Origin of the sequence: Pseudomonas japonica (assembly GCF_013522925.1) — a bacterium.
Classification (GTDB): Bacteria; Pseudomonadota; Gammaproteobacteria; order Pseudomonadales; family Pseudomonadaceae; genus Aquipseudomonas; species Aquipseudomonas japonica_A.
On record NZ_JAAMQU010000001.1, the window covers coordinates 1 to 16,515 of the forward strand.

General features: G+C 64.6%; 15 protein-coding genes and 1 pseudogene. 12 read left to right on the forward strand and 4 right to left on the reverse strand.

What is annotated here, in order from left to right:
- The 4 genes and pseudogenes from G7016_RS00005 to cobG all read right to left on the reverse strand — a co-directional run.
- Positions 1 to 322, reverse strand: a pseudogene (locus tag G7016_RS00005) (precorrin-3B C(17)-methyltransferase); the annotation flags it as partial.
- The gene (locus G7016_RS00010; RefSeq protein ID WP_219854606.1) at positions 319 to 1,047 is read right to left on the reverse strand and encodes a precorrin-2 C(20)-methyltransferase; all 729 of its coding nucleotides are present in this window, start codon (positions 1,045 to 1,047) and stop codon (positions 319 to 321) included. The pseudogene G7016_RS00005 and the gene G7016_RS00010, both read right to left, overlap by 4 nt.
- Positions 1,047 to 1,673, reverse strand: coding sequence for a precorrin-8X methylmutase (locus G7016_RS00015; RefSeq protein WP_181110788.1), 627 nt, complete (start codon positions 1,671 to 1,673; stop codon positions 1,047 to 1,049). Before G7016_RS00015 ends, G7016_RS00010 begins: the two co-directional genes overlap by 1 nt.
- Entirely contained in the window at positions 1,666 to 2,991 is a 1,326-nt protein-coding gene (gene cobG, locus G7016_RS00020; RefSeq protein WP_181110789.1) for a precorrin-3B synthase, read from the reverse strand. Before cobG ends, G7016_RS00015 begins: the two co-directional genes overlap by 8 nt.
- Before the next feature lie 114 nt (positions 2,992 to 3,105).
- On the opposite strand from cobG, the gene cbiE reads away from it, so the two are divergent.
- The 12 genes from cbiE to urtE all read left to right on the forward strand — a co-directional run bounded on the left by cbiE (position 3,106) and on the right by urtE (position 16,511).
- Positions 3,106 to 4,317 (forward strand): precorrin-6y C5,15-methyltransferase (decarboxylating) subunit CbiE, encoded by a 1,212-nt coding sequence (gene cbiE, locus G7016_RS00025; RefSeq protein WP_181110790.1) that lies wholly within the window; start codon positions 3,106 to 3,108, stop codon positions 4,315 to 4,317.
- Complete coding sequence (locus G7016_RS00030) at positions 4,310 to 5,410, forward strand: cobalt-precorrin-5B (C(1))-methyltransferase (RefSeq protein WP_181110791.1); 1,101 nt, start codon at positions 4,310 to 4,312, stop codon at positions 5,408 to 5,410. The genes cbiE and G7016_RS00030 overlap by 8 nt, the downstream gene beginning before the upstream one ends.
- The gene (locus tag G7016_RS00035) at positions 5,407 to 6,120 is read left to right on the forward strand and encodes a cobalt-precorrin-6A reductase (protein WP_181110792.1); all 714 of its coding nucleotides are present in this window, start codon (positions 5,407 to 5,409) and stop codon (positions 6,118 to 6,120) included. Before G7016_RS00030 ends, G7016_RS00035 begins: the two co-directional genes overlap by 4 nt.
- Before the next feature lie 75 nt (positions 6,121 to 6,195).
- Positions 6,196 to 6,690, forward strand: a complete 495-nt coding sequence (locus tag G7016_RS00040) for a copper chaperone PCu(A)C (protein WP_181110793.1) — start codon at positions 6,196 to 6,198, stop codon at positions 6,688 to 6,690.
- Positions 6,690 to 7,103, forward strand: coding sequence for a DUF2946 domain-containing protein (locus G7016_RS00045; protein WP_181110794.1), 414 nt, complete (start codon positions 6,690 to 6,692; stop codon positions 7,101 to 7,103). Before G7016_RS00040 ends, G7016_RS00045 begins: the two co-directional genes overlap by 1 nt.
- An 82-nt stretch (positions 7,104 to 7,185) precedes the next feature.
- The gene (locus tag G7016_RS00050; protein WP_181110795.1) at positions 7,186 to 9,258 is read left to right on the forward strand and encodes a TonB-dependent copper receptor; all 2,073 of its coding nucleotides are present in this window, start codon (positions 7,186 to 7,188) and stop codon (positions 9,256 to 9,258) included.
- 16 nt (positions 9,259 to 9,274) lie between these two features.
- A complete protein-coding gene (locus tag G7016_RS00055) occupies positions 9,275 to 10,639 on the forward strand; it encodes a PepSY-associated TM helix domain-containing protein (protein WP_181110796.1) in 1,365 nt (454 codons plus the stop codon).
- A 212-nt stretch (positions 10,640 to 10,851) separates the two neighbouring features.
- Positions 10,852 to 12,117: an urea ABC transporter substrate-binding protein gene (gene urtA / locus G7016_RS00060; RefSeq protein ID WP_181110797.1), complete on the forward strand. Its 1,266-nt coding sequence runs from the start codon at positions 10,852 to 10,854 to the stop codon at positions 12,115 to 12,117.
- 89 nt (positions 12,118 to 12,206) lie between these two features.
- Positions 12,207 to 13,769 (forward strand): urea ABC transporter permease subunit UrtB, encoded by a 1,563-nt coding sequence (gene urtB / locus G7016_RS00065; protein ID WP_181110798.1) that lies wholly within the window; start codon positions 12,207 to 12,209, stop codon positions 13,767 to 13,769.
- On the forward strand, positions 13,769 to 14,848 hold the full coding sequence (gene urtC / locus G7016_RS00070; RefSeq protein ID WP_181110799.1) for an urea ABC transporter permease subunit UrtC: 1,080 nt from the start codon (positions 13,769 to 13,771) through the stop codon (positions 14,846 to 14,848). Before urtB ends, urtC begins: the two co-directional genes overlap by 1 nt.
- Positions 14,845 to 15,705 (forward strand): urea ABC transporter ATP-binding protein UrtD, encoded by an 861-nt coding sequence (urtD, locus tag G7016_RS00075; RefSeq protein ID WP_219854608.1) that lies wholly within the window; start codon positions 14,845 to 14,847, stop codon positions 15,703 to 15,705. The genes urtC and urtD overlap by 4 nt, the downstream gene beginning before the upstream one ends.
- 107 nt (positions 15,706 to 15,812) lie before the next feature.
- Positions 15,813 to 16,511: an urea ABC transporter ATP-binding subunit UrtE gene (gene urtE / locus G7016_RS00080; RefSeq protein ID WP_181110800.1), complete on the forward strand. Its 699-nt coding sequence runs from the start codon at positions 15,813 to 15,815 to the stop codon at positions 16,509 to 16,511.
- The last annotated feature ends 4 nt before the right edge of the window (positions 16,512 to 16,515 follow it).

Below are 16,515 nucleotides of genomic sequence, written 5' to 3' on the forward strand. Positions count from 1 at the left end.
CGCCCAGCCCCCCCAGCAACGGCACTACCGCACTGCCATCTTCGGCGACCGCCAGCACGGGCGGCTCGCTGCCTTTTTCGTCGAGAACACTGGCCAGCGTGCGAATCACGATACCCGCGGCGCACAACGCAACGATCCCGGTGCCGTCCCGGTAGAGCGCCCGCAGGGTGTCGCCGAACGACGAATAGGTGACATCAGCGGCCTCTGCGCGGCCCTGCAAGCCAAACACTTTCGAGTTCGGCAGCAAGGCCTGGATACGGCGTGCCACCGGGAGCGCCGAGGCGCCAAGCACCACGATTGCCGTGGCAAGCGCGCCGCTCATCCCTGCCACCGTTCGCCGGGCACGACCACCAGGGAGAAATACGGCGATGACATCGGATCTACCTCGGCAAGAGGAACGATTTTCTGGTTGGCCATGGTGGCGCGCTCCACGTAAAGCGCACGGCGGTCCAGCCCCAGCTCCGTGAGCACCTGCCGCACTTTGGGCAAGTTACGGCCAAGCTTCATGATCACCGCGGCTTCAGCATCGGCCAGGCGCCGCTTGAGCTCCTCGGCCGGGAGCACGCCGGACAACACCGACAGGCTTTGATTGCGGTACACCAACGGCGCGCCCAGTACCGCCGCCCCGCCAAGCATCGAGCACACGCCGGGGATTACTTCGGTGGAGTAGCGTTCGGCCAGGCGATCGTGAAGGTACATGTACGAGCCATAGAACATCGGATCGCCCTCGCAGATCACCGCCACGTCGCGCCCGGCGTCCAGGTGCGCCGCCACTTCGACACTGGCCTGATCGTAGAAGTCAGCGATCACCTGCTCATAGGACAGCGGCGCTGGCAGCACTTCGGTGGTTACCGGGTATACCAGCGGCAACAGTGTCTGGGCGGGTTGCAGATGGCTTTCGATGATGCCGAATGCGTTGCCCTTCTTGCCCTTCGCCACGAAATAAGCCACCACCGGCGCCTCCCGCAGCAAGCGGAGCGCCTTCACCGTGATCAGCTCCGGGTCTCCGGGCCCTACACCCAGCCCGTACAGACGACCACCTGCCATCACTCCACCTCCGTGGCGAGTGCATTCACCGCGGCGGCAGCCATGGCGCTACCGCCGCGCCGCCCGTTGACTACCACGAACGGCACACCACGGCTGTCCGCCGCCAGCATCGCCTTGGATTCGGCAGCCCCGACGAAGCCCACCGGGAAGCCAAGAATCAATGCAGGGCGGGGGGCACCGGCGTCGAGCATTTCAAGCAGATAAAACAACGCGGTGGGGGCGTTACCGATTACCACCACGCTGCCTTCCAGCCACGGGCGCCAGAGCTCGAGCGCCACGGCAGAACGGGTATTCCCTTCTTCAAGCGCCATCGCGGGAACACGTTCATCCTTCAGGGTGCAGATGACCGGGTTGTTCGCCGGCAATCGCGCGCGCGTGACGCCCTCGGCTACCATGTGCGCATCGCAGAGGATGGGCGCCCCCGCAGCCAGGGCACGGCGGCCTGCAAGCCCGGCCCCGGGGGAAAACTGCAGCTCTTGCACCACGTCCACCATGCCGCAGGCATGGATGACCCGCACGGCTAGTTTTTCCAGGTCGGCAGGGATATGGGTCAGGTCCGCTTCGGCCCGAATGGTGGCGAACGAATTGCGATAAATCGCCTGGCCGTCGCGAATGTAATCAATCATTAAATGTGCTCCGTGAGCAGGCAGCGATCTGCGTCGCTGCGTCTTGCAAGGTGAGATCGCTCCCCTGAAGCCGGCCAAAGCCTGGCGCCGAAGGGTCGCGGAAAAAGAGGTCGTAACGGCCTGTCCCTGTGGCCAACAGGGTGGCCGGCGCCACCGAGGCTTGCGCGCAGGACCGGGCACAGCCGCTCAAGTGAACGGGAACGGCCTGGCCCAGCAGGTCCGCCAGCCGCCGTGCGTCGCCCTTGGTATCAGCCAGGGCCCGATTGCAGCCCGCCGACCCCGTGCAGGCGACCAGGCTAGCCAAGGGCTCTGCGCCACTGATCAGCAAGCCCAACGCCTGTGCTTGCGCTTGCAAATGATGCGCTGAAGCCAACATGACGTGCGGCACCAGCAGCCCCTGCCAGGGCGTGAGCCGTAGTTCACCTTCGGCCATTTCTTCCGTAAGGCCGGCCAGCGCAGCCAGTGCATCGGCCGGCAACCGCCCAAGTGCCGGCGCGATACCCACTGCCACCCGCCCGACCTGCTGCTGCGCATGCACGCCAAGCACCGGCGGCACACGTCGCTTGGGGACGGAAGGTAAGGTGCCCGGCGCGAAAGACACAGGCAACCCCTCCAACAGGGCCTGGGCTGGGCAGGTACTCAGCAGTTCCCGCAGCCGACCGGGCGCCGGGCCCGCCAGTTCGAGAAAACGGTCCAGTACGCTCAGCAGCAAGGTTAACCCTTGATCGGCCGGCACCGCGGCAACCGGGTTGGCGCCCCCGATTTCACCGGCCAGCCCAAGCGCCAGATGGAGCGTGCCCTTGATCCACAGGGGTGACAGCCACACATCATGGTGATGATGCAGCTCTGCCAGGGCCTCGCCCCCATCGAGCTGAATGGCGAACTTGGGCGACAGCTGGTGATAGCGCGGGGTCTGCTCCAACGTTTGCAGCAGGGCGCTGGCCAAAGGGCGAATATCCAGTGCGGCGGCAGGGTCCAACCCCGCCATGGGGCTGAGCATGAGATTGCGCACGTCGTCGGCGGCCGGTGAAGCGGGGCCCAGCCCGGCGGCCAAAAGGTCCTCGATCAGCGCCGCCTGGTGGGCGGGCTCGATACCGCGCAACTGAACGTTCGCCCGATTGGTGATATCCACCGCGCCGTTGCCGTACCTTCGCGCGGCGTGCGCCACGGCCCGGGCTGCGCTGGCGGTGAGTACACCACCTGGCAGCTTGATTCGACACAGGCCCCCGTCCCGGGCGGCAACGATACGCAGCAGCCCGGGGCAGGCTGAAGTTCGCGGCGGTGCAGGAGGCGTAGGGGCCGGCAATGGCTCGTTCAAAAGATCACCCGGCAATCGTCAAAAGGCACTTCTGAGCAGAAGTGCGCGGTATTATGCCTGCTTTGGCCGACAGCATGAAAATCCAGCCTGTCGGATTACCCATGAGGATGCTTCATGTTGCCCTGGCTGACCATTGTCGGGATTGGCGAAGACGGCTATCCAGGCCTCGGCAAGCCAGCCCGGCAGGCCTTGCGCGGCGCCAGCCTGATCATCGGCGCGCCGCGCCAGCTCGCCTTGCTGCCCGCCTGCCTGAGCGCCGAACGGCTACCGTGGCCAAAGCCGTTTTCCCTGACGCCGGTACTGGAGCGCCGTGGCCAACCCATGTGCGTACTGGCCAGCGGCGATCCGATGTTCCACGGTGTGGGTACCAGCCTCGCTCGGGCCTTGCCAGACGAAGCCCTCACGGTCTTCCCCGCCCCGTCCTCGGTATCGCTGGCTGCGGCGCGTCTGGGCTGGTCGCTGCCTGAAACCCAGGTTGTTTCGCTGGTCGCTCGGCCGCCCGCTTTGCTGAACCGCCACCTGTACGATGGCGCGCGCTTGCTGGTGCTAAGCAATGACGGGCACACCCCGAGCGTAGTCGGCGCGCTGCTGTGCGCAGCAGGTTTCGACGCTTCCACACTGCACGTATTCGAGCATCTCGGCGGGCCGAACGAACAGCGTCAGTGCCTCAAGGCCGACCAGTGGCAAGGTCGGCCGGCGGCGGACCTCAACGTGATCGCACTGGAATTGGTCGCGGGCCCTGGCGCGCAGCCTTTGAGCTACCTCTGTGGCCTGCCGGATACAGCCTTCGAGCACGACGGCCAATTGACCAAGCGCGACGTGCGTGCGCTCACCCTCGGCCGCCTCGCGCCACAGCCAGGGCAGTTGCTTTGGGACGTGGGCGCAGGGTGCGGGTCCATCGGCATCGAATGGATGCGTGCCCACCCTACGTGTCGCGCCATTGCCGTGGAAGCGGACAGCAGCCGCCAAGGCCTGATCGAGCGCAATCGGGATGCGTTGGGTGTACCCGGTTTGCAATTGGTGCCTGGTCGCGCCCCTGAAGCACTCGAAGGCCTGCCGCGGCCGGATGCGATCTTCATTGGCGGCGGCGTTACGGTGGAGGGTGTGCTGAGCCGCTGCTGGGCCGCGCTCAAACCCGGCGGCCGGTTGGTAGCCAATGCCGTTACGCTGGAAAGCGAGATGGCGCTGTTCCACTGGCAAACCGCTCACGGTGGCGAACTGGTGCGCACGCAAATCGCCCAGGCGCGGCCGCTGGGCAACTTCCACACCTGGCGGCAAGCGCTTCCTATCACCCTTCTGGACGTGGTCAAGGCCGCCGATGCGTGACGAAACCGCCGAGCAACCTGCCCCCCTGCGTAGCGGGCTGACCACGGGCACCTGCGCTACCGCAACCAGCCTGGCGGCAGCCACGCTATTGCTGGGCGGCGCGGTCAATGATGCGGTGGAAGTCACGCTTCCCAAAGGGCGCATCGTGACGCTTCGGCTGGAATTCTGCCGCGTCGTGGCCCAGGGCACGGCAGAAGCTGGCACCGTCAAGGATGCCGGTGATGACCCTGATGTGACGCACGGAGCACTGGTGCACGCCCAGGTGCGGCTCACGGAAACGCCGGGCGTCGCGTTCAAGGCCGGCGAAGGCGTGGGCACTGTCACGCGCCCGGGCCTGGTGCTTGGCGTTGGAGAGCCCGCCATCAACCCTGTACCGCGACAAATGATGACAGCCCACCTCGGCCAACTCGCTGCGGCTTACGGTTACGGCGGGGGGTTTGAGGTCACGCTCGGCGTGGAGCACGGCGCGGCACTGGCCCTCAAGACCATGAACCCCCGCCTTGGGATCGTGGGCGGGCTGTCGATTCTCGGCACCAGCGGCATCGTGCGGCCGTTCTCGTGTGCGGCCTATATCGCCTCCATACATCAAGGCATCGACGTGGCCCATACCAATGGCTACGACCACATCGCGGCCTGCACTGGAAACGCCAGTGAGGACACCATCCGCCGCCTCTATGGCTTGCCCGATATCGCCCTGATAGAAATGGGCGACTTCGTGGGCGCCGTGCTCAAGCATCTGCGCAAGGTACCGGTGGCCCGGCTGAGCTTGTGCGGAGGCTTTGGCAAGATCAGCAAACTCGCCGCCGGCCATATGGACCTGCACAGCCGCCATTCGGCGATCGACCTGCCGAAACTTGCCGGGTGGGCCGTCAGCCTTGGCGCGGACGAACACCTGCAAGCGCAGATCCACAGTGCCAATACCAGCCAGCAGGCCCTGGCCCAGGCGCTGGCCGTGAATATACCGCTAGGTGACGAAGTGTGCCGTCAGGCATTGGCGTTCGCGCGCAGCGTGGTGCCGGCCACGGTGGAGGTGGAAGTGATTGCCATCGATCGCCAGGGTGGTGTGGTGGGCCGCGCCGGGGGGCCCTGGTGATGCGTGTACTGTTGCTGGGCGGTGTGACCGAAAGCCTGCGCGTGGCACGCGAACTGGGCCCGCAGCATGTGTACAGCCTGGCGGGCATCGGCCGGGTACCCACCGACCTGCGCTGCGCGGTACGGGTGGGCGGCTACGGAGGCGCGGAAGGGCTGGCAGCGTATATTCGCGCCGAGGGTATCAGCCTGCTGGTCGATGCCACCCACCCCTACGCGGCCCGGATGAGCCATAACGCGGCAACGGCCGCCCGGCTGGCCGGTATCCCCTGCTGGGCCTTGCGCCGCCCGGGCTGGCATCCTCAAGAGGGTGATAACTGGCGCGAAGTGAAGGACTGGGCAGCCCTGACAGCTGCCTTGCATGACTTCCACCGGCCATTCTTCACCCTCGGCCGGGAACCCTTGGCTCACTTGAACGAGATACCCCCTCACCAACACTGGACCCTGCGCTGCCTGGACCCACACCCCGGGAATGCTCGCTGCGAAGTCATCGGTGCCCGCGGGCCTTTCCATTTCGACGACGAGCGCCAGCTGTTCGCCCACGGGGGCTTCGATGTAGTGATCAGCAAAAACAGCGGCAGCGGGGCCACAGAGCCCAAACTGCAGGTGGCCCGAGAGCGGCAACTGCCGGTGTTGATGCTGGCCCGGCCCGAGCTGCCTGCCGTGGACCGCGAGTTCCATAGCACCGAGGCGTTGATCGAAGCAATACGGTAACACTTCCACTTTTTACTTCTGCCGGGGGTTCTGGCTAAATACCGGCCATCTTCCCCCCTGCCTCGGACGCTGCACATGCCCTTCCTTCGGCGCTCGCTGCCCTGCTTCTTCGCGCTGGCCCTTGCCTTGTTCGGCAACCTGGCAGGCGCCGAGGATTACCGCATTGGCGACCTGCAGGTAGTTGCGCCATGGTCCCAGCAGCTCCCCCCGAACGCACCGACGGTCGCGGTTTACTTCGTTATCCGCAATACGGGCATGAGTGACGACCGCCTCACCGGCGTGATGTCCCCACTGGCAGCCGAAGCTCAACTCCATGAGCACATCGGCGCCGATGGCATGATGAAGATGCAACAGGTCGACGGCATGATCATTCCCGCCGCGGGCCAGGTACGCTTCGCGCCCATGGGCAACCATGTGATGCTGCTGGGCCTGGGCGATCGAAGCCAACTGGTAGAGGGCGGCCGTTTTCCATTGACCCTGCATTTTGAAAAAGCCGGCGATGTGGAAGTCCAGGTGCAGGTGCTTGCCGATCCTCCTGAGGGCGCTGGCATGCACCAGCACGGCGGCTGATGCGCATCCAGCCTCATAGCCGCCCGGGGGCATGGATCAGCCTCTTCGCGATGCTGATGATATTCATCGGGCCGTTGATATCCCAAGCCATGCCAATGAACCATGGCGGCAATGCTTCGATGCAAACCAGCATGCCTGCCCATGCCGGCATGGTCATGAGCGACGCCGGGGAACACTGCCAGGCCCAGGCCGGGCAAACGGGCGACAAGCAACTTCATCCGCTGTGGGAGCGATGCGGCTATTGCAGCCTGTTCTTCCATTGCCCGGCGTTGCCTCAAACGTTGCAGTTCCAGGCTGACGCCGCCCCCGCCCACACCACCCGGCTGCTTGTTCAGGCCCGCCAGGGCCATGGCCTGCAACCGGTATTCCCAGGCGCACGCACCCGCGCGCCACCGCCTTTCCCTTACGCCTGACCTTCGCATCACGCGCCAAAGCCGGCTGCCGTATTACGGCAACCCTGGCGCGTGCCTGACTGCTCATCGCTTTGGGAAAACCATGCCTGCCTTTTCTTTCGTATTGCGCCCCGCTCCGCGCTCCGCGGCGCTGCTGATCGGCGCCCTTGCAAGCCCAACGGCCCTGGCCGCTGAAGACGTTCGCCCCGGTCGCCAGGACGACGTGGAGCTTGCGCCCACCGTGGTCACCGCCGTGGCGCCGGTATCCCCCCTCACCATCACTACCGACCCGAAGGCGCCTCGCCAACCCCTCCCCGCCACCGACGGCGCCGACTACCTGAAGACCATTCCAGGCTTCAGCGCCATTCGCAACGGCGGCAGCAACGGCGACCCTGTGCTGCGCGGCATGTTCGGCTCGCGCCTGAACATCCTCGCCAATGGCGGGCAGATCGTAGGCGCCTGCCCCGGGCGGATGGACGCGCCCACGGCCTATATCTCACCCCAGAGCTACGACCGCCTCGTGGTGGTCAAGGGGCCCCAGAGCGTGCAGTGGGGGCCAGGCGCTTCGGCGGGCACTGTGCGATTCGAACGGGACCCGGAAACCTTCACCGAGCCAGGCGCCCGGGGCGAGGCAAGCCTGCTGGCGGGCTCCAACGGCCGCTTCGAGCGCCGCCTGGACACGGCTGCGGGCAACCGTGAGGCGTATGCCCGTTTCATCGCCAACGATGCCCAGGCCGACGACTATCAGGCCGGCAACGGGGACACCGTTCCTTCGCGCTGGCGCAAATGGAACGGCGACCTCGCCCTCGGCTTCACCCCAAGCGAAGATACCCTCGTCGAGTTATCCGCCGGCAAGGGCGATGGAGAAGCCCGTTACGCCGGCCGCGGCATGGACGGCGCCAGCTTCAAGCGCGAAAGCCTGGGCCTGCGCCTGGAGCAACACGGGCTGGGGGAAGTGCTTCAAAGCCTGGAAGCGCAGTTCTATTACAACTATGCCGACCATGTGATGGACAACTACAGCCTGCGCACCCCACCGGCAGGCGGGATGATGGCAGGCCCCTATGCCAGCAACGTGGACAGGCGCACCCTCGGCGGTCGCCTTAAAGCCACCTGGGAATGGCAAACCGTGGACCTGGTGACCGGAGTAGACGGACAAACCAGCGAGCACCGCAAGCGCTCGGCCATGGGCGAAGGCGCCTATGCCAACGTACCCCGTGCGCGGGATGCAGTGATGAATAACCTGGGCGCCTTCACCGAGCTGACCTGGCATGCAACCGAGCGCGACCGCTGGATTGGCGGCGCTCGGCTGGATCACGCCACGGCCAGGGACTACCGCGCAACCCTGGGCTCCGGCATGGCTTTGCGCCCCAACCCCACGGCCAACGAAACCCGTAGCGACACGTTACCCAGCGGCTTCGTGCGCTTCGAACATGACCTGCAGGGCCTGCCTGTCACCGCCTACGCCGGTGTTGGCCATACCCAACGTTTCCCCGATTACTGGGAATTGTATTCCCCCACCAGTGGGCCAGCGGGAAGCGCCAACGCTTTCGACGGTATCCGCCCGGAAAAAACCACCCAGCTGGACACCGGGCTGCAATACAAGGGCGAGCACGTGGAGGCGTGGCTATCGGCCTACGCAGGGCATGTAACGGACTACATCCTGTTCGACTACACCGCAGGGCAGTCTGCCGCCCGAAACGTGAGCGCACGTATCGCCGGTGGGGAGGCAGGCACCGCCTGGCACCTCGATGAACATTGGAAGGCCGACGTGACGGTCGCGTATGCCTGGGGCGAAAACCGCAGCGATGGCCGGCCCCTGGCGCAAATGCCGCCGCTGGATACTCGCCTGGGCCTCAGCTACCAGCGGGAGCGCTGGAGCGCCGGCGCACTGTGGCGAGTGGTGAGCGCTCAGCACCGCACCGACCCGGGCCACGGCAATGTGGTGGGCAAGGACTACCGGGACACCCCCGGCTTCGGGGTGTTTTCACTCAATGGCGCCGTGCGGCTGAGCTCGCATCTGAAAGTCAGCGCCGGCGTGGACAACCTCTTCGGCAAGGACTACGCCGAGCACCTGAACCTGGCGGGCAATGCGGGCTTCGGCTACCCCGGGGATGCCACCGAAGCCATACGCGAACCGGGGCGCACGCTCTGGACCCAAGTTGACCTGACCTTCTGAGCCTCGAGGCACGATCATGCGCACTTCCTTTTATAACCTGGCCTGGCGCTGGCATTTCTACGCAGGCTTGCTCGTTGCCCCGGTGATGATCCTGCTGGCCGTCACCGGCATCATCTACCTGTTCAAACCCCAGCTCGACCCGCTCATGTACCCGCACCTGCTTCAGGTAGAGGTGCAGGAGAAGGCGCTTTCGGCTGACGCTCAACTGGCCCGGGTGCAGGAAACCTACCCTGGCGCCATCGTCGACCAGTACCTGCCGCCCGCCACCCCGGACAGCAGCGCCCAGTTCGTGCTGCAGGTGAATGGCGCCACGCTCGACCTGTTCATCAACCCGTACACGGGCCAGGTGCTGGGCACACAGCATGGCCTGTACAACCTGCAGGCCATCGCGCGGGCGCTGCACGGCGAGCTGATGGTGGGCAAGGTAGGCGACGCCGTGGTCGAGCTTGCCGCCGGCTGGGGAATCGTCCTGGTGGTGTCCGGGCTTTACCTGTGGTGGCCTCGAGGCAATGGTGCTGCCGGCGTACTCTGGCCGCGCCTGCGCAGCCGCGGCCGCACGTTCTGGCGGGACCTGCACGCGGTGGTCGGCTTCTGGGGCTCGCTGGGGCTGTTGTTCATGCTGCTCACGGGCATGACCTGGACAGGTATCTGGGGCAAACAGTACGCCGAGCTGTGGAATCGCTTCCCGACTGGGATGTTCAGTGAGGTACCGCTGTCGGACGTGAAAGCCCGTACCCTCAACGACGCCGCCCGGCAAACGGTACCGTGGGCTTTGGAAACCACGCCGATGCCCATGAGCGGCGGCGCTCATGCCGAGCATATGGGCCATGCTGGCGCGAACAGCGGGCCCGCCGCACCGCAGGTGGGCTTGCAGGGCGTGGTCGAAACCGCCGAACGCGCAGGCGTGCACCCGGGTTACAGCATTACCCTGCCCAAAACCGGCACAGGGGTGTACACCGTTGCAGTGTTTGCCGACGACCCGCGCAACGATGCCACGCTGCACATCGACCAGTACACAGGCCAGGTGCTGGTTGATGTGCGCTACGCACAATACGGCCTGCTGGCCCGCGCCACCGAGCTGGCAGTGATGCTGCACGAAGGCAAGATGTTCGGGCTGGCCAACCAGCTGATCGTGCTGGTGGTGTGCCTGATGGTACTGCTGGGGTCGGTGAGTGGCCTGGTGATCTGGTGGAAGCGCCGGCCAGCCAAAGGCCTGGGCGTACCACCGCTGCGTCACGGCCTGCCCCTGTGGAAAACCGCTGTGGCGGTGATGATCGCGCTGGGGTTGGCCTTCCCGCTCGTGGGCGCTTCGCTGTTGGCGGTCGCGGTACTTGAGTACGGCGTTCTGCGGTGGATGCGTAAGGTGCCGGAAACGGCATAACCCTCCAAACCGCCTGCACAGGCACCAGAACAGGGCGCGCGAATGCACCAGCGCCCTGTCCAGGCCCTTCCCTGGCGCAACGCCAGGGTTGACCACCCCGTCAACTTCCGCGCTGGCGGGCCGTTCCGTTCTTCCGGCACACCCCTTGCAATGGTCCGTTCAGGAGCACGCCGTCTGCCCATACCAAAAAACCAAAGCACTGGAGATAGCACATGAAGCGCCGCAGTTTGCTAAAGGCTTTTACCCTCTCGGCTTCCGTTGCCGCGATGGGCTTGACCTGGACTGTCCAGGCCGCGGAAACCATCAAGGTTGGCATTCTGCATTCGCTGTCCGGAACCATGGCCATCTCCGAAACCTCGCTCAAAGACATGGCCTTGATGACCATCGACGAGATCAACAAGGCAGGCGGGGTGAACGGCAAGCAATTGGAGCCTGTAGTGGTAGACCCAGCGTCCAACTGGCCGCTGTTCGCTGAAAAAGGCCGCCAGTTGCTTACCCAGGACAAGGTAGCGGTAGTGTTTGGCTGCTGGACGTCTGTATCGCGCAAATCGGTACTCCCGGTGTTCGAAGAGCTCAACGGCCTGCTGTTCTACCCCGTCCAGTACGAGGGTGAAGAAATGAGCCCTAACGTGTTCTACACCGGCGCCGCACCTAACCAGCAGGCCATCCCGGCGGTCGAGTACCTGATGAGCGAAGACGGCGGCGCGGCCAAGCGCTTCTTCCTGCTGGGCACCGACTACGTGTACCCACGCACCACCAACAAGATTCTGCGCGCCTTCCTGCATTCCAAAGGGGTGGCCGACAAAGACATCGAAGAGGTGTACACGCCCTTTGGCCACAGCGATTACCAAACCATCGTGGCGAACATCAAGAAGTTCTCCGCCGGTGGCAAAACCGCTGTGATCTCTACCGTCAACGGCGACTCCAACGTGCCGTTCTACAAGGAACTGGCCAACCAGGGCCTGGAAGCGACCGACGTACCGGTGGTGGCTTTCTCCGTGGGTGAGGAAGAACTGCGCGGCATCGACACCAAGCCGCTGGTGGGCAACCTGGCCGCCTGGAACTACTTCGAATCCGTCGAGAACGACGTGAACAAGAAGTTCGTGGCCGACTGGAAAGCCTACGCCAAGGCGCACAACCTGCCGAACGCCGACACCGTTGTGACCAACGACCCAATGGAAGCCACCTACGTAGGCATCCATATGTGGGCGCAGGCGGTCGAGAAAGCCAAATCCACTGATGTGGACAAGGTGCGCGAAGCCATGGCCGGGCAGACCTTCAAGGCGCCATCGGGCTTTACCCTCACCATGGACAAGACCAACCACCACCTGCACAAGCCGGTGATGATCGGCGAGATCGAAGACAACGGTCAGTTCAACGTGGTGTGGCAGACCAAGGAGCCGATCCGCGCCCAGCCGTGGAGCCCGTACATCCCTGGCAACGACAAGAAGCCTGACCACCCGGTGAAGAGCAACTGATCCACCGCCTTCATGGCCCCGAAGGGTTCCCGAAGGGTTCGCGGCCCTGCCTGCCCGGCAGGTGCCGCCAAGGCGCGAGGAATAGCCTGATGCACATCAACCGACTGATAGTACTGCTCACCCTGCTGCTACCGCTGGCCGCCCACGCCAGTGATGCCGGTGACTTCGTTGCCGCCGATGCCTCGGGCCAGGCGCGACTGCTGGAAACCTGGGCGGCACAGCCTGTCCCTGAGCGCCTGCCCCTGTTACAGGCGGTGCAGGAAGGGCGGCTGGCCGCTGACAACGAAAAACACCCATTCATCGAAACCGACGGCAAGATGGTAGGCGTGGATGTGCCCACCCCCGTCGACGAACCGCGAAAACTGCGGCTGAATAACCGCTTGCGAGGCTTGGTAAACAACACCCTCGCCAGCCACCAGTTACTGTCCAATGACGATGCCGTGCGGCTGGCCGCTGCCCAGCAGCTGCAACGCAGCGCCCTGCCCGCTCAGGTCGGCACACTGCAGCATCAGTTTGAAGGCGAAAAGAACGTAGGCATCAAGGCCGCGCTGGGCCTGGCGCTGGCCAACCTTCAACTCACCGACCCTTCGCCGGACGTTCGGCTGCGGGCTGTTCGGTTACTTGGAGAGACGGGCGACCCGGTCGCCCGTACGCGCCTGGAAGCATTGCTCGCGCCCGACGTGGAGCCCGACGCCGCCGTGCGCACCGCCGCTCAGACCAGCCTGGTACAGGTGAACCGCCAGCTCATGGTCGGCGAACTGCTTGGCCAGGCGTTCAGCGGCTTGTCCCTGGGCTCGATCCTGCTGCTGGCCGCCCTCGGCTTGGCAATCACCTTCGGCCTGCTGGGCGTGATCAACATGGCCCACGGCGAGATGCTGATGCTGGGGGCCTATACCACCTATGTGGTGCAGTCGGCGATCCAGCACTATGCCCCGGCTGCGCTGGCCTGGTACCCGCTACTGGCCTTGCCGGTAGCGTTCTTCGTTACCGCCTGCATCGGCATGGCCTTGGAGCGTACGGTGATTCGTCACCTCTATGGCCGCCCGCTGGAAACCCTGCTGGCCACCTGGGGTATCAGCCTGATCCTGATCCAGCTCATCCGCGTGGTGTTCGGCGCACAGAACGTCGAAGTGGCTAACCCGGCCTGGTTGTCCGGCGGCATTCAGGTGCTGCCTAACCTTGTGTTGCCGTACAACCGCATCGTGATCATCGGCTTCTCGCTGTTCGTGGTGGGCCTCACCTGGCTATTGCTGAACAAAACCCGCCTTGGCCTGAACGTGCGCGCCGTCACCCAGAACCGCAACATGGCCGCCTGCTGCGGTGTGCCTACCGGCCGGGTAGACATGCTCGCCTTCGGCCTGGGCTCCGGCATTGCAGGCCTGGGCGGCGTTGCGTTGAGCCAGATCGGTAACGTAGGCCCTGACCTGGGCCAGAGCTACATCATCGACTCCTTCCTGGTGGTGGTGCTCGGCGGCGTAGGCCAATTGGCCGGCAGCATCTGCGCTGCCTTCGGGCTGGGCATTGCCAACAAGTTTCTCGAACCACAGATCGGCGCGGTGCTGGGCAAGATCCTTATCCTGGCGCTGATCATCCTGTTCATCCAGAAACGCCCACAAGGGCTGTTCGCACTGAAAGGGCGGGTGATCGACTGATGAATCAACCTTTGATGGTTACCGTCGCGCGCAAGGCCGGGCCTCGTGTATCGATTGCCGTGGGCGCGGTGGTGGTGCTGGTTCTGCTGGCATTGCCACTGTTGTCGTTGCTGCCTGAAACCAACAGCCTGCAAGTGTCGGCCTACACACTTACCCTGGTGGGCAAGATCCTCTGCTACGCCATCGTGGCCCTCGCGCTGGACCTGGTGTGGGGCTACGCCGGCCTGTTGTCCCTGGGCCACGGCTTGTTCTTCGCCCTGGGCGGGTATGCGATGGGCATGTACCTGATGCGCGAAGCCGCGGGTGACGGCCTGCCCGCGTTCATGACGTTCCTGTCGTGGACCGAGCTGCCGTGGTACTGGGCCGGCACGCAGCACTTCCTCTGGGCCATGTGCCTTGTGGTGCTGGCGCCGGGGCTGCTGGCGCTGGTGTTCGGCTTCTTCGCGTTCCGTTCGCGGATCAAGGGCGTGTACTTTTCGATCATGACCCAGGCCCTTACCTTTGCTGGCATGTTGCTGTTCTTCCGCAACGAAACCGGTTTTGGCGGCAACAACGGCTTTACCAACTTCCGCACGCTGCTTGGGTTTTCGGTCACCTCCCAAGGCACCCGGGCGGTGCTGTTTCTGCTGACGGTCGCGCTATTGCTGGCCAGCCTGTTCCTGGGCTGGCGCCTGGCGAAAAGCAAGTTCGGGCGGATCCTTACCGCCCTGCGCGACGCCGAGAACCGCCTGATGTTCTGCGGCTACGATCCGCGCGGCTTCAAGCTGTTCGTGTGGGTGCTCAGCGCCGTGCTGTGCGGGCTGGCCGGCGCGCTGTACGTGCCGCAGGTGGGCATCATCAACCCTAGCGAAATGTCACCCACCAACTCTATCGAAGCCGCTGTATGGGTGGCGCTGGGTGGGCGTGGCACCTTGATCGGGCCACTGCTCGGGGCCGGCCTGGTCAATGGCATGAAAAGCTGGTTCACAGTGGCCTTTCCCGAATACTGGCTGTTCTTCCTTGGGGCGCTGTTCATCGTGGTCACCCTGTACCTGCCCAAAGGCGTGATCGGCCTGCTGAACAAGCGAGGTGAATCATGAGAATCACCCCTACGCCCGACTTCATGCTCGAACCCGCGCTGGACCCGAACCAGGACGCCGGCACCAGCCGCGATGCCATTGGCCTGGGCGGGGTCAGTGCGGGCGGCCTGGACACCCGCCACGGGACCATCCTCACCCTGGAAGACATCAGTGTGAGCTTCGATGGCTTCAAGGCGCTGAACAACTTGAACCTGTACATCGGCGTAGGTGAGCTGCGCTGCATCATTGGCCCCAACGGCGCCGGCAAAACCACCATGATGGATGTGATCACCGGTAAAACCCGGCCCACCGCCGGCGGGGCCTGGTTCGGTGAAACCCTGGACCTCACCCGCATGAGCGAAGTGCAGATCGCCCAGGCGGGGATTGGCCGCAAATTCCAGAAACCCACCGTATTTGAAGCACTGACCGTGTTCGAGAACCTGGAGCTGGCGCAGAAGGCGGACAAGTCGGTGTGGGCCAGCCTCAAGGCGCGGCTCAAGGGTGAGCAACGGGACCATATCGAGGAGATTCTCGAGACCATCCGCCTTACGGCTTCGGCTTCGCGCCCGGCCGGGTTGCTGTCTCACGGGCAGAAGCAATTCCTGGAGATCGGCATGTTGCTGATGCAGGATCCGCAGCTACTGTTGCTGGACGAACCCGTGGCGGGCATGACCGACGCCGAAACCGAGTTCACCGCCGAGCTGTTCAAGACCCTGGCCGGCCAGCGCTCGCTGATGGTGGTGGAGCACGACATGGGCTTTGTGGGTACCATCGCCGACCACGTGACCGTGCTGCACCAAGGCAGCGTACTCGCTGAAGGCTCGCTGGAAGAAGTGCAGGCCCACGAGCGGGTGATCGAGGTTTACCTGGGCCGCTGACGCCCAGGAGCCCTGTAGGAAGCGGGCGAAGCTCGCGAACGATTTGCTCATTTTCGCGAGCTTCGCTCACTCCTACCAAGGATGTGCCGAACCAAAGGAATAACAACATGCTCCAGGTCGAAACGCTTCATCAGTACTACGGCGGCAGCCACATCCTGCGGGGCCTTTCGTTCGAGGCGCGGGTGGGTGAAGTCACCTGCCTGCTCGGACGCAACGGCGTGGGCAAAACCACCTTGCTTCGTTGCCTGATGGGCCTGTTGCCGGCCAAGGAAGGGCAGGTACGCTGGGAAGGCAAGCCGATCACCGGGTTCAAGCCACACCAGCGCGTGCACGCCGGTATCGCCTACGTGCCGCAGGGCCGGGAAATCTTCCCGCGGCTTACGGTGGAAGAAAACCTGCTGATGGGCCTGTCCCGGTTCCCGGCGCGTGAAGCCAAGGAAGTACCCGGTTTCATCTATGAGCTGTTTCCCGTGTTGCTCGAAATGAAGCACCGCCGCGGCGGTGACCTGTCCGGCGGGCAGCAGCAACAGCTGGCGATCGGCCGTGCCTTGGCCAGCCGGCCACGGCTGCTGATTCTGGATGAGCCCACCGAAGGGATTCAGCCCTCGGTGATCAAGGAAATCGGTGCGGTCATTCGTAAACTGGCCGCGCGTGGGGATATGGCCATTCTGCTGGTGGAGCAATTCTATGACTTTGCCGCCGAGCTCGCCGACCACTACATGGTCATGGCGCGGGGCGAGATCATTCGCGAAGGGCGTGGCGCCGACATGGAAGCTGACGGCGTGCGCGGCCTGGTAACCATCTGACTGA